General features: G+C 40.2%; 9 protein-coding genes. 2 read left to right on the top strand and 7 right to left on the bottom strand.

Going from position 1 to position 13,822, the window contains the following annotated elements:
* The first annotated feature begins 1 nt into the window (after position 1).
* Positions 2 to 2,335: a GumC family protein gene (locus H3Z82_RS11615; RefSeq protein ID WP_182205675.1), complete on the top strand. Its 2,334-nt coding sequence runs from the start codon at positions 2 to 4 to the stop codon at positions 2,333 to 2,335.
* Between the two features lie 388 nt (positions 2,336 to 2,723).
* The gene (locus tag H3Z82_RS11610; RefSeq protein WP_182205674.1) at positions 2,724 to 3,140 is read left to right on the top strand and encodes a CBS domain-containing protein; all 417 of its coding nucleotides are present in this window, start codon (positions 2,724 to 2,726) and stop codon (positions 3,138 to 3,140) included.
* A 491-nt stretch (positions 3,141 to 3,631) separates the two neighbouring features.
* Here H3Z82_RS11610 and rpe read toward each other — a convergent pair whose 3' ends face one another.
* From rpe to H3Z82_RS11575, 7 genes are all read right to left on the bottom strand, one after another.
* Complete coding sequence (gene rpe, locus H3Z82_RS11605) at positions 3,632 to 4,294, bottom strand: ribulose-phosphate 3-epimerase (protein ID WP_182205673.1); 663 nt, start codon at positions 4,292 to 4,294, stop codon at positions 3,632 to 3,634.
* A gap of 1,802 nt (positions 4,295 to 6,096) precedes the next feature.
* The gene (locus H3Z82_RS11600) at positions 6,097 to 6,960 is read right to left on the bottom strand and encodes a sigma-70 family RNA polymerase sigma factor (protein ID WP_066433750.1); all 864 of its coding nucleotides are present in this window, start codon (positions 6,958 to 6,960) and stop codon (positions 6,097 to 6,099) included.
* Positions 6,961 to 7,201: 241 nt separating this feature from the next.
* Entirely contained in the window at positions 7,202 to 7,576 is a 375-nt protein-coding gene (locus tag H3Z82_RS11595) for a hypothetical protein (protein WP_182205672.1), read from the bottom strand.
* Between the two features lie 389 nt (positions 7,577 to 7,965).
* Entirely contained in the window at positions 7,966 to 9,165 is a 1,200-nt protein-coding gene (locus tag H3Z82_RS11590; RefSeq protein ID WP_182205671.1) for a glutamate-5-semialdehyde dehydrogenase, read from the bottom strand.
* 197 nt (positions 9,166 to 9,362) lie between these two features.
* Positions 9,363 to 10,193, bottom strand: coding sequence for a glutamate 5-kinase (gene proB, locus H3Z82_RS11585; protein ID WP_182205670.1), 831 nt, complete (start codon positions 10,191 to 10,193; stop codon positions 9,363 to 9,365).
* Positions 10,194 to 10,195: 2 nt separating this feature from the next.
* Positions 10,196 to 10,999, bottom strand: coding sequence for a pyrroline-5-carboxylate reductase (gene proC, locus H3Z82_RS11580; protein WP_182205669.1), 804 nt, complete (start codon positions 10,997 to 10,999; stop codon positions 10,196 to 10,198).
* Between the two features lie 305 nt (positions 11,000 to 11,304).
* On the bottom strand, positions 11,305 to 13,575 hold the full coding sequence (locus H3Z82_RS11575; RefSeq protein WP_182205668.1) for a polyribonucleotide nucleotidyltransferase: 2,271 nt from the start codon (positions 13,573 to 13,575) through the stop codon (positions 11,305 to 11,307).
* Positions 13,576 to 13,822: the final 247 nt, after the last annotated feature.

The following is a 13,822-nucleotide window of genomic DNA, read 5'->3' as shown; positions in this document are numbered from 1 at the left end:
TATGGAAGATTCTGTCAATAAACCTTATGCGTTTGAAGAAGAGGAGCATCTCGATTTAAAGCAGGAAATTTTACGCTATTTAAGATACTGGCCTTGGTTTGTACTAAGCTTAGTTATTGCCTTAATCAGCGCCTATCTATACGTGAGGTTTTCACCTCGTATTTATCAGACCTATTCTAAAATCAAAATTTTGGATAAATCTGATGGCTTGGAATTGCCAACGGCGGCTTTTATTTTTAAACGTTCAAACATCAATTTGGAAAATGAGACGGAAATTTTAACGTCTTATATTATGATGGACCGTGTGGTAAGGGAATTAAACTTAAATACGAGTTTCTATGAGGAGGGGACAGTAAGAACGACCCAGCAAGAAAGCCTACCTTTTGAGTTTGAGCAACTAATTCATCCAGATAGTATCTTAAAAAGTTCATCCTATAAACTTAAAATTAAGAACAAAGGTTTAGAAATTATCAGTGGAGATGATGAAGCTACCGTGTCTTTTGATGGTTTTTCAACCTATAGCAAACTCCATGAGCTGCCTTTTGAAGTAGATCTTAGAGCTGAAGGCTCCAAATCAGATATGATAGGGAAGACTTTTATTATAACCTTTAGACCGATAGAAAATGTCGCCTTAAGCTTAAAATCTGCAATTTCGGTGGAGCCTATAGGTAAACAAAGTGACTTGTTGAAAATATCGACTAAGGGCGAAAGTAAGGCCCTTTCGGAAAACATCGTCAACACGTTGATGGAGGTGTTTGATAATGATGGCATCAACGACCGGCAGTTGATCTCCAAACGGACCTTAGATTTTATTGACGATCGTTTTGTGTACTTGGCTGAAGAATTGGATTCGATTGAATCAGGACGTCAAGATTTTAAGCAGCGGAATAATTTGGTGGATATTAAGGTAGATGCAGAACTCGGCTTGGAGCAACGCACTAAATCCGAAGAGGAAGCCTTTCAAATAGAGAGCCAATTGGCCTTATCCCGCTTATTGAAACAGTCGCTTACCGAGAACACGGAGTCCGATTTGTTACCGGCCAATATTGGGATTAATAACGGCGGCATTAATGAATTAATTGCTAATTATAATACAGCCGTACTTAATAGGGATAAGTTTTTAAATAGTGGTGGTGCCAATAACCCCATCGTGAAACAGGCTATAGCCGAAATTGAAGACCTTAAAGCGAATATCAACCGCTCTCTCAATAACTACGTCAACCAATTGGAAACGTCCAGCCAACAATTGGAAAACAGAAATCAACGATTCAGCGGAAAAGTAGCACAGATTCCTGAAAAGGAAAAGTTATTGCGCGCCATTGACCGTCAGCAGCATATTAAAGAGAGTCTATACCTCCTATTATTACAAAAACGCGAAGAAGCTGCAATTAATTTAGCCATTACGGAGCCATCTATAAAGATTGTAGAGCATGCTTTGACGGGGAACGCGCCAATTTCACCGAAGTCGCGAATCGTTTATTTAGGTGCCTTTGTTGGCGGCTTGCTTGTTCCATTCGGATTGCTGTATCTTATCTTCTTGCTGGACACCAAATTGCACAGTAAAGAGGATGTTACAAAGATTAACCCTAAGGTACCGGTGATTGGTGAAATTCCGGATATGAAGAAAGATAAGGGCTTTGTTTTTGACGATCCAAATGCGCGGTCGGTATTGGCAGAATCTTTTCGAATTTTAAGTTCCAATGTTAATTATATTTTGCCGGCAGAGGACGATGGAAAAGGAAAAGTGATCTACTGTACCTCAACCATCAAAGGTGAAGGCAAGACTTATGTAAGTATCAATTTATCCTTGGCGTTATCCAGTATCAATAAGAAAGTGTTACTGGTGGGTGCCGATTTAAGAAATCCGCAGATCCATGTGCATATTGAAGAAGGCAAAGACACGCCAGGACTTTCCAATTATCTCCATGATGATAGCTTTAATTGGAAAGAGATGTTGGTGAGTGGTTTTGAGCAACACCCACGACACCGTATTTTGTTATCAGGCACCATTCCTCCAAATCCTGCGCACCTTTTGACCAATGGCCGTTTTACAAAGCTTATTGAAGAAGCCAAAGAGGAATTTGACTATATTATTGTCGATACCGCACCAACCATTTTGGTGACCGATACCATGCTGATCTCTCAGTTAGCGGATGCTACCGTTTATATAGCAAGAGCCGATTTTACCGAGAAGAATCTCTTGAAATTCTCTAAAGATTTATCGGAAAGTGGCAAGTTGAAAAATATGGCTTATGTGATCAATAGCGTTGGTGCAAGCAAGTCGTACGGATACAGCTATAACTATGGGTATAACTATGGTTATGGGAATAGTTAATGTAGAATAATATCTAATCATTGAAATCCGACTTGCAATTTATTTGTGGGTCGGATTTTTTTGGTTGTCGGTTGTGGGTTGTCGGTTGTCGGTTGTCGGTTGTCTGTCTTCTGTTGTGGGTTCTCTGTTGTCTGTTATGGGTTGTCGGTTGTGGGGTTGTCGGTTGTCTGTTGTTGGTTTTGGGTTTTGGGTGTTCTATATGGTGTTGGGGGTGAAACATTGATTATTGGGGTGTTTATTGAGGTCTGAGGTTCGAGGGCATGAACTGGTGCTTATGATGGCGTAGAGAAATTTTTGTGGGTTGGAATAGGTTTAAGGAGTGATATATATCATGATTTTTTCGCAAACAATGGTTTATTTTTATCATTGAATCATAAAACGAAATACCATGAAAAATATCCAATTAGTCTCTGCAATAATGACCACTAAAATTGTCAAACTCAAAAAAGACGATGATCTTGAAAGGGCAGAATATTTATTTAAAAAACATAAAATTAGACACATCCCTGTGGTTGATGGGAAGTCCATTATCGGAATGTTGAGTTACACCGATCTGCTGCGAATTAGTTTCGTAGACGCTGTTGATGATGATGGTGAGATTGAAAGCTTGGTCTATAATATGTTTACCATTGAACAGGTGATGGCAAAAAATGTGGTGAGCGTGTCTTCTACGGCGAGTATCAAGGAGGTTGCCGAAATTCTGACTAAAAGAGAATTTCATGCACTGCCGGTTGTGGATGATAACGAATTAGTGGGAATTGTGACCACCACAGATTTGATTGAATTTTTGATTATGAGGCTTTAGAGTGAGGGGTGGGTGGCTTGTAGTGGGTAGTTTTTAGTGGGTTGTCCCTGAATAAAGAACTTAATAATTGGTTTCAGATACTGTCTCATAGCCCTCTGTTTGGTGAAATTGATATTGGGTTGTTGAATTTAGAATTTTTGAAGGAAAATAAATCAAAAGATACCGAAATTTAACTCCGTAGGTGCTGTTGGGATAGCGGCGGGATAGTGGCAGGATAAAGGCAGGATAAAGCCACCTTAAGGCTACTCGTGTTAAATATATTACCCAATGGATTATGGAATAGGTTCACCTAATTGAACTCTACTATTTCAACGACTATAATCGATTGTCTAAAATTAACCGATTGACCAAAAAATAGGAAAATTAAGCACCTCAGCCCGTCCGACCGGTACCGCCAGGATTATATGAATTCCATTGGGAAGGAAACGGTACGTTCGGGCAACAGTCGTAAATCAAAAATCCGTCTTAGAAAGTCGATAGGATAGTTGCACTTATGCGTTGGCCAATTCTCGTAAAACCTTGATTGTTTCGGTTGGATTATCGCTTCCAAAGACATGGCTTCCGGCGACGAAAGTATCAGCGCCTGCTTCCACCAGTTTTTGGATGTTTTTATCGGTGACGCCACCATCAACTTCAATTCGCGTGTCCAAGCCTTGCGCATCAATCATTTGACGCAGATTCTTGATACGTTTATAAGTAACCTCTTCAAATTTCTGACCGCCAAAGCCGGGATTAATGGACATTAACAACACCATATAGCATTCTGGAAGGATGTCTTCCAAAACCACGAGAGGAGTCGTGATATTAAGCACAACACCTGCCTTACAGCCTGCATCTTTGATTTGTCTTAATGTTCTATGCAAATGCACGGTGGATTCATAATGCACCGTAATAATGTCTGCGCCAACATTCGCGAATTCTTCAATATAGCGCTCAGGCTTTTCAATCATTAAATGCACATCCAAGGGTTTGGTGGCGTGTTTTTTAATGGCTGAAATCACCGGCATTCCGTAGGAAATGTTGGGTACAAAATGACCATCCATCACATCAATATGGAACCAATCGGCGTCACTCTGGTTGACCATTTCGATATCACGTTGAAGGTTGGCAAAATCTGCTGCTAAAATTGAAGGGGCAATAAGTTTTGAAGACATATTTGTTATTGTTGTGTTGTTGTAAAGTTTTTGCAAAGATAGAGAAAAAAAGTCCGCAGTTGACGGTCTTCAGTCGGTAGTATGCAGTCTCAGTTTTTAGCAGAGACGTTTGAATGTAGTTTCTATTGTTTTCAGGTTTCAGGTTTCGACTTTCCGCCTTAGATGAATTTTCGGGCGGAGAGGTAATTGCAACTCTCTTTCCACAGCCAGAATAGCAATTTCTTATCTGCGAAGATCAGCGTCATCTGCGGGAGGTTTTCAGGATTATAGGAGAGATTATTGAATGATTGTTGATTAGTGATATACGATTGTTGAATGTATTGCGGTCAACTCCAATTAGCGAATTACAATTGGGAATTTCAATTTCAACTTTCCGCCTTCAATGAGTCTTCGGACGGACAGGCAATTTAATCTCTCTTTCCACAGCCAGAATAGCAATTTCTTATCTGCGAAAATCAGCGTAATCTGCGGGAGGTTTTCAGGTTTATAGGGGCTATGACACGAAGTTGCACAAAGGATACTCAAAGTTCCACAAAAGATTTTATCAAATTCTTCTTTGTGTCGTTTGTGACTTCCCTGCCTGTCGGTCGACTGGTTCGTGTCTTTTTTGAAATAGCATCTCAACTTCGAGATTGGATGTTCAACATTCATTATTCGATATTCAAAACTTTCTTTAGAGGGTATTTTGTAGTAGACAGTATACACTTGGCAGTATGCAGTCTCAATTTTCAGCAGCTACGTTTGAATTTAGTTTCTATTGGTTTCAGGTTTCAAGTTTCAAGCTTCGACTTCAACTTCCCGCCTTCGATGAATCTTCGGACGGATAGGTAATTGCAACTCTCTTTCCACAGCCAGAATAGGAAGTTCTTATCTGCGAAAATCAGCGTCATCTGCGGGAGGTTTTCAGTTATAGGAGCTATGACACGAAGTTCCACAAAGGATACTCAAAGTTACACAAAGGATTTTATCAAATTCTTCTTTGTGTCTTTTGTGTAATAGCATCTCAACTTCGAGATTGGGTGTTCAACATTCATTATTCGATATTAAAAACTTTCTTTAGAGGGTATTTTGTAGTAGACAGTATACACTTGGCAGTCGGCAGCATGCAGTCTCAGTTTTTAGCAGCTACGTTTGAATTTAGTTTCTATTGTTTTCAGGTTTCAGGTTTTGACTTCAACATTCCGCCTTCGATGAATCTTCGGACGGACAGGCAATTTATTCTCTTTTCACAGCCAGAATAGGAAGTTCTTATCTGCGAAGATCAGCGTAATCTGCGGGAGGTTTTCAGTTATCGGAGAGATTATTGAACGATTGTTGATTAGTGATTGACGATTGTTGAATGTATAGCGGTCAACTCCAATTAGCGAAGTACAATTAGGGATTTCAATTTCAACTTTCCGCGTTCAATGAATCTTCGGACGGACAGGCAATTTAATCTCTTTTTCCACAGCCAGAATAGGAAGTTCTCATCTGCGAAAATCAGCGTCATCTGCGGGAGGTTTTCAGTTATAGGAGCTATGACACGAAGTTCCACAAAGGATACTCAAAGTTACACAAAGGATTTTATCAAATTCTTCTTTGTGTCTTTTGTGAAATAGCATCTCAACTTCGAGATTGAATGTTCAACATTCATTAGCAATTTCGACTTCATTTTCATTTTCAAAAAAACAAACCCCCGGTAATCAGCCGAGGGTTCTTTCATCAATCAAAAAACGAACAGCTTAATACCTGCGAATGCAGGTGTCTCATTTAAGAGAATGTGCTGTTTGTTGCTGTCATTTAGTAATCATCACTAAGTGCGACTATCCTAAATAAGTTTTTAATATTTTGCTTCTTGAGGTGTGTTTCAATCTACGAATTGCTTTTTCTTTAATCTGACGGACACGTTCCCGCGTTAAATCGAATGTTTCGCCGATTTCTTCTAAGGTCATCGGGTGTTGATCGCCCAAACCAAAGTACAAACGGATGACATCGGCTTCACGAGGTGTCAATGTTTCCAACGCACGTTCAATCTCTGTACGCAACGACTCATGCAATAAATCTTTATCCGGATTTGGCGATTCGCCAGAGCGTAAAACATCATAAAGGTTCGAATCTTCACCTTCCACCAAAGGCGCATCCATCGATACGTGACGGCCAGAGTTTTTCATGGACTCCTTCACGTCATTGATAGTCATGTCCAGTTCTTTGGCAATTTCCTCGGCACTTGGCGGACGCTCATGACTTTGCTCTAAAAATGCAAACGTCTTATTGATCTTATTGATGGAGCCAATTTTATTCAATGGCAATCGAACAATACGCGATTGCTCGGCCAAAGCTTGTAAAATGGACTGACGGATCCACCATACGGCATAGGAAATAAATTTGAATCCGCGGGTTTCATCAAAACGTTGCGCCGCTTTAATAAGACCTAAGTTACCTTCATTGATTAAATCGGGTAAGGTCAAGCCTTGATTTTGATATTGTTTTGCTACCGATACGACAAATCGTAGGTTGGCTTTGGTTAACTTTTCTAAAGCCAGTTGATCTCCAGCTTTAATACGTTGCGCCAATTCCACTTCCTCATCTGCGGTAATTAAGTCAACTTTTCCAATTTCTTGAAGATACTTGTCTAGCGAAGCCGTTTCCCTATTGGTAACTTGCTTCGTAATTTTGAGTTGTCTCATTTAAATGTGCCTCTCTTATTTAATATAGTGAATAATCCTTTCGTAAGTAGTTATACGTAAAAGGGGTTCGAAATGTTACAAGAAAGTCAAATATATTTTAAAGTGAGATGTTTTTTGAGTGATTGAGGTGACCTGACTTGGGGGATATGTGTCAGTTAATCAGAAGTGTAGATCTCTTTTGAGATAGCGTGGCATAAAAAAAAATGGTTTTTAGTAAAGCTACTAAAAACCATTTTTATAATTAAAGTTTGATCAATTTCTTATCTGTCAAATTGATGTCTTCAAGCATCTCATTCGTAAACTTATAATGTCCACGAGTGGTAATGATTTTAAAACGGGAAGCGCTCATGGCACTCAACGTGTTTAAAAACAACCATTTTGATTTTAAAAGACGAGTTTTATCCGATTTTAAACTCAGTTCAAAATAGTGCTTCCTGCCTTCTTTTTCGGCTACAATATCCGGTGTAATGTTAATATCACTACCCTTTTTGAGATATGATTTTGGGGTTTCGTAACCCTCTGCGTCTGCTTTGATATTCTCAAAACCAATGTTTTCTAAGTACTCTAATGAGGTACTTAAAACTTCCGTATACTTCTCTTTATCTGTATGAACCATAATAAAGAATATACTTTTATTTCTGACAAATACAAATTTTTAGGAATCTTTAACTTTTAAAGTCAGCAGTTGACAGGCCGCAGTCGGCATTGACATCTCGCTCTCCTCTCACTGAACACCCCTGATGAGAGTGGACCGTTATTCATTGATTCAACAATCAACAATCAAAAATCAACAATCGTTAATCTTTGTCTTCGATTAGAGTTGATTATTATTCGTTATTCCTTCTTCAAAAAATCAACAATCAATAATCAACAATCAAAAATCAACAATCAACAATCATTAATTCTCATCCCTAACCCGCCCGTACCGTCTGCCTGAATGTGTTCATTCGGACATGAAAAGGCAGGTTCGGACGGGGCGCTAATTACTCAAAAACCTCAAACCATCTACACTCTCACGTGGCCATCACCAAATACATAATATTTATTGGTGACCAATTGTTTCAATCCTAATGGGCCTCTGTGGTGTAGCTTATCCGTACTAATGGCCAATTCGGCGCCAACGCCCATTTGTCCGCCATCAGTAAATCGGGTAGAGGCATTATGGTAAACCGCAGCACTATCTACTTGCTCCATAAATTTTTGTGCCAGGGCAGGGTCTTCAGTAAGGATAGAGGTTGAATGTCCACCAGAATAGGTGTTGATCATGTCAATAGCCTCATCTTCATTTTCAGCTTCTGCAATAACGAGCTTCATGGCTAAAAATTCTTCGTACCAGGTGTCATCCGTTTTAATTTGGGCAACATCGGTTAAAATTTTACCAACCTTATCATCCACCAGCAATTCGACGTTCAGATTTTGTAAGATAGCCTGAAGGTCTTTTAGCTTTGTTTCATAATTTGGGATGTTTTTATCGATTAAAACCTTGTCCAAGGCATTACAACCCGAAATTTTATCGGTTTTAGCATTAACGATGACCTTGACTGTTTTCTCCCAATCGGCATCTTTGGCAACATATAGGAAATTGTTTCCTCTTCCGCTGATCAAGACGGCGCAGGTAGCATGGTCCTTAACGAATTTAATCAAGCGTTCGCCACCTCTTGGCACGATCAAATCAATTTTTTCGGTCGGATTCCTTAAGAATTCCTGAGTTTCTTCACGCTGTAAATGAAGAAGCTTGATCCAGTCTTTGCTAAGTCCATTTTCTTCCAAGGCTTGGTGCCAACACTTTTCGAGAATGAGGTTACTGTTCAAGGCTTCTTTTCCGCCTTTTAAAAGGATTTTATTATTGGCCTTAAAAGCTAACACAGCCGCTTCAATAGTCACATCCGGTCGGGATTCGTAAATGATCAAAATGGTCCCAAAAGGCGCCGTTTTGTTGGTAATCTGCAATCCGCTATCTAAAATTAAATCGGAGATTTCCTGACCAACAGGATCGTCTTGGGCTTCCACCTCTGATATGGCAGTGATCATCCCATCAATTTTGGAATCATCAACCACCAAGCGGTCATATAGCGCTTGATCATCTTTGCCAAAGGCATCCAAATCTTTTTTGTTTGCTTCTAAAATATTGTTGCGCTCTTTATCAATAATGGTCATCATTGATTTAAGCACTTTATTTTTTATATCTGTTTTTAAGAGTTTCATAATATGTGTTTATTTTAAATAATATTACTGTTAAGTTTTTTGCCAATCCATTTATCTTGGCTATATAAAAGCTAACCACCATTGGAAATCTTTCAAGGGTAAAACTTGTAACCCTTTCATCCTTATTCCGATTTCACGGAATGCATCGCCATTCTACTGTTCGAGCGAAGCCATCTATAAATACGTCGAGCTTAAGATTATTGCACTTTTATTCCAGGGAGTGGCGTTTTGCCGCTATGGGTGGTGCTGCCCTCTTTTTTGTTAATGAACTTTGTTCCAATTTCTTTGTTATCAACAATATCCACGATGACATTTTCCAATTTTCCGTTGGCGATATACGTTGGGATATTCTTTCTGGCTGTTCCTTTGGCAATCTTTAATTTTGAAGCCATTCCGCCGCGACCTTCGCCTTCTTTTTTGCCGGAAGCCTTGACATATTGCTCAACGGCTTGATTGACTGAGACTTCTTTCAATTGGGTGGAGTCTTCATCATCAGGGTGACCGGTATATAGACCATTGGTATCCGAGAGGATAATCAATCGGTCAACATCCAGTAATTCCGCCACAAGGCTCGCCAGTTCGTCGTTGTCAGTAAACATGGACATGGTCAATGATGTGGCATCGTCCTCATTGGCAATGGGTGTGATTCCTTCAGCAAGAAGCCCCTCATAACAGTTGATCATGTTTTCTCGGTGTTTGCCTGGGTCAAAATCGCGTTTGGTGGCCAGAACCTGGGCGCACCGCATGCCATAATCATGAAAGAGACTGTAATAATGACGCATCATTCGAGGTTGACCTACAGATGAGTACACTTGTCTTCTGATGGAGGGATCCTGAATGCTGGTCTCACCTAAAATTTCCTTACCGGCAATGGCCGATCCGGAGGACACAAGAATCACTTCAACGTCCCTTTCGTTCAATACCGATATTTGTCTTACCAGTTCCCTTAAAACAGGGCCTAAAATTCTATTGTCTTTATTGGTCAGTACGTTGGTACCAACTTTTACTACTATTCGTTTCGTTTCCATTATTATTTTTTTCCCAATTCGACGGCTCTATCAAATGCTGCATAGGCCGCGTCCTGAATGAGTTGTTTTACATTATTATCGTCCATACAATCAATGGCCGCTTGGGTTGTACCACCCTTGGAGGCCACTTTTTCAATCCATGTTTTTGGTGACATATCATTCTGATTAAAGAGCTCAATGGCTCCTTCAAACGTGTTGCTCACCAAGACTTTGGAATCGTATGGTGAGAAGCCCATTTTTAAGGCTGCATCCAACATTGATTGCATAAAATAGAATACATAAGCCGGACCACTTCCTGAGATTCCTGTTGAGGCGTCAATAAATTTTTCTGTATCAACATGTATGGAAGTTCCAGTGGTATCTAATAGATTTCTTACCATCAGTAACTCTACTTTTGAGACCGTGTCCGATTCGGTATAGGAAGTCACGCCTTTTCCAACTTGCGCCGGAAGGTTTGGCATGGTTCGTACCACCTTACTTTTGCCCAATTGCTGTTGAATGGTTTCTATAGTCACTCCAGCCATCAGCGACACAAAGATCTGGTCGTCGTTGAGCATTGGTATCATGATCTTGAAAAGATCGGCACTATGGTAAGGTTTTACCGCTATAAAAACGAGGTCCGCTTTTGGCAGACAATCGTCAAGCGTGTCATAGACATCAAATTGAGGTTGTTGTCTTAAGGTTTCGATTTTTTTTGGATCCGTGTCAAAAATCCGAAGTTTATGTTTATTGAGCAAGGGAGAGTTGGCCATGCCTTCTGCATAGGTCAATCCCATATTTCCTGCTCCAATGACTAATACTTTCATTTTTTAGTGTATTGATTATCAATATAAATTTCCATTATAGCTGCAAGGACTGTACGGAAGTCCAGTTTTAGAAAATCAATTTAGGGATTCATCAATTTCATAATTATGAATAGCTATCATCACATATTTCTGAATTAGGGTAGAGAAAACTTGTCATATTCTCAATTGTTAAATTTTATAAAGGTGACAGGTTGTCGGGAATTTGCAATTTTGTCGGGTTACTATCTTAAAAATGGCCATAAAAAAACCTGACAGATGTTTAAAACCTGTCAGGTTTGGAAAGTATTCAGAATGATAAGGGAAAATTAATCCTCTTTTTTATTTTCTCTTGGTTTGCGGTCATCACGACCTCTATTGTCACGTGAGCCACGATTATCGCGTGAGCCACGGTTATCACGTCCGCCACTTCTATTATCTCGGTTGTTATCTCTTGGTGGTCTTGCCTTAAAACCTTCAGGCTTTTCCAACAATGCTTTACGAGACACTTTTTCTTTACGCGTCTTAGGATCGACTCCGAAGTATTTCACTTCAAAAACATCACCCATATTCACAACGTCCGAAACATTTTCTGTACGTTCCCAAGCCAATTCACTCACGTGTAGCAACACTTCGTTTCCTGGCGCATCTTCATATTCAACGACCGCACCAAAATCGAGCATTTTAATGACTTTTACTAAGTACGAATTACCAACGCTAGGTTTGAACAATATCGAATCGATTTTTGCCAATACCGCATCGATCCCTTCCTGATCGGTACCTAAAATTTCCACGATACCTTCTTCAGTATCCGGATCTTCGTTGATAACAATCGTCGTTTTGGTCTCTTTTTGTAATTCTTGGATGACTTTTCCTCCAGGTCCAATCAATGCACCAATGAATTCGTTAGGAATCACACGGGTCACCATTTTCGGAGCATGTGCTTTAACGTCTGAGTTTGGCTCAGCAATGGTTTCTACCAATTTGTCAAGAATGTGCAAACGGCCATCACGGGCTTGTTTTAATGCATTCACTAAAATCTCGTATGACAGACCTTTGACCTTGATGTCCATTTGACAAGCGGTAATTCCATCTGCAGTTCCAGTCACTTTAAAGTCCATATCGCCAAGGTGATCTTCATCGCCAAGAATATCAGACAATACCGCATAATTTCCAGAATCGGTATCAGAGATCAAGCCCATGGCAATACCAGAAACCGGTTTCTTTAACTGTACCCCAGCGTCCATCAAGGCCATTGTACCAGCACAAACGGTGGCCATAGAAGACGAACCATTAGACTCCAATACTTCTGAAACCACACGAACGGTGTATGGGCACTCATCAGGAACCATTCCTTTTAAGGCACGTTGTGCCAAATTACCGTGTCCTACTTCACGACGGGACGTCCCACGAATTGGACGTGCTTCACCGGTTGAAAAAGGAGGGAAGTTATAATGTAAATAGAAACGCTCTTCGCCTTCATAAGATGGCATGTCAATTTGGTTGGCTTCTCTTGAAGTTCCTAAAGTAACGGTTGCCAAGGCTTGGGTTTCTCCACGTGTAAATAAAGCAGAACCGTGAGTAGATGGCAAGTAATCAATCTCGCACCAAATCGGTCTGATCTCATCTGTTTTTCTTCCGTCTAAGCGTAAGCCCTCATTTAAGGTGAGGTCGCGGATTGCATCCTTTTCGGCTTTGTAATAGTATTTAGATACCATACCACCGTAATCCTCTAATTCTTCTTCAGAAAAAGTGGCTTTGATTTCCTCTTTAATGGCGTCAAAAGCATCACTTCTTTCGTGTTTGGCCGATCCAGCTTTTGCGATGGCATATACTTTATCATAAGCCATATCGTGGATTTTCTTCGCTAAATCTTCGTCGGTTCTTTCCGGCTCGTATTCACGAACAGGTTTTTTCCCAACGGCTTCAGCCAATCTAACCTGTGCAGCACATTGCTCTTTAATGGCTTCATGGGCAAATTTAATGGCTTCTGCCATTTCTTCTTCGGATATTTCATCCATTTCACCTTCCACCATCATCACGGAATCAGCAGAAGCACCAATCATCATATCGATGTCAGACGCTTCCAATTGCGCGCGGGTCGGATTGATAATGAATTCGCCATTGACTCTACCCACTCTAGCTTCGGAAATGGCACATTCAAATGGGAAATCTGATAATTGAATCGCAGCAGATGCAGCCAATCCAGCCATAGCATCAGGCATCACATCGTCGTCATGAGACATCAACTGAATCATCACTTGAGTTTCTGCATGGTAATCACTTGGGAATAGTGGGCGCAATACACGATCTACCAAACGCATGGTCAATACTTCACCATCACTTGGTCTTGCTTCTCTTTTGAAAAAGCCACCAGGATAACGTCCTGCAGCGGCAAATTTTTCTCTATAGTCTACTGTTAACGGTAAAAAGTCAACATCACTTTGTTTGTAATTGGAAACAACTGTACATAATAACATACATTTTCCAGATTGCACAACAACCGAGCCATGGGCTTGTTTTGCCAATTTTCCGGTTTCGATGGAGATTGTACGTCCATCACCAAGGTCAATGACCTCTTTAAAAACTTTTGGAATCATAAATTTTTTATTCTAATTAAACAATGGTCTCCGCCTTACTGGACGGACAGGGTTGTGTTGTTGTGTAGTGTTGTGTGTTGACCAATGAAAAACTTTTTTGTCCCACCCAAGGGCTATCGGAATGATAACTATCGGGGGTAATTTGGAACTTCGCTTCTTTTATCTTTAATCCTATTAGGTGATTAACACCTTGTAGTTAAATTGATATTAATGTAACAAAAAACCACGCTGAAAGGCGTGGTCTTTA

It is taken from the genome of Gelidibacter maritimus (assembly GCF_014062315.1).
Taxonomy (GTDB): Bacteria; Bacteroidota; Bacteroidia; order Flavobacteriales; family Flavobacteriaceae; genus Gelidibacter; species Gelidibacter maritimus.
Note: the sequence above shows the minus strand (reverse complement) of the source record. Positions and strands in the feature narration are given on the sequence as shown.

Bases quoted from the DNA above. Each gene is read 5' to 3' on its own strand.
- H3Z82_RS11590 (WP_182205671.1), bottom strand. From the start codon at position 9,165: ATGAAACTCTTAAAAACAGATATAAAAAATAAAGTGCTTAAATCAATG.
- H3Z82_RS11610 (WP_182205674.1), top strand. From the start codon at position 2,724: ATGAAAAATATCCAATTAGTCTCTGCAATAATGACCACTAAAATTGTC.
- H3Z82_RS11615 (WP_182205675.1), top strand. From the start codon at position 2: ATGGAAGATTCTGTCAATAAACCTTATGCGTTTGAAGAAGAGGAGCAT.
- rpe (WP_182205673.1), bottom strand. From the start codon at position 4,294: ATGTCTTCAAAACTTATTGCCCCTTCAATTTTAGCAGCAGATTTTGCC.
- proC (WP_182205669.1), bottom strand. From the start codon at position 10,999: ATGAAAGTATTAGTCATTGGAGCAGGAAATATGGGATTGACCTATGCA.
- proB (WP_182205670.1), bottom strand. From the start codon at position 10,193: ATGGAAACGAAACGAATAGTAGTAAAAGTTGGTACCAACGTACTGACC.
- H3Z82_RS11595 (WP_182205672.1), bottom strand. From the start codon at position 7,576: ATGGTTCATACAGATAAAGAGAAGTATACGGAAGTTTTAAGTACCTCA.
- H3Z82_RS11575 (WP_182205668.1), bottom strand. From the start codon at position 13,575: ATGATTCCAAAAGTTTTTAAAGAGGTCATTGACCTTGGTGATGGACGT.
- H3Z82_RS11600 (WP_066433750.1), bottom strand. From the start codon at position 6,960: ATGAGACAACTCAAAATTACGAAGCAAGTTACCAATAGGGAAACGGCT.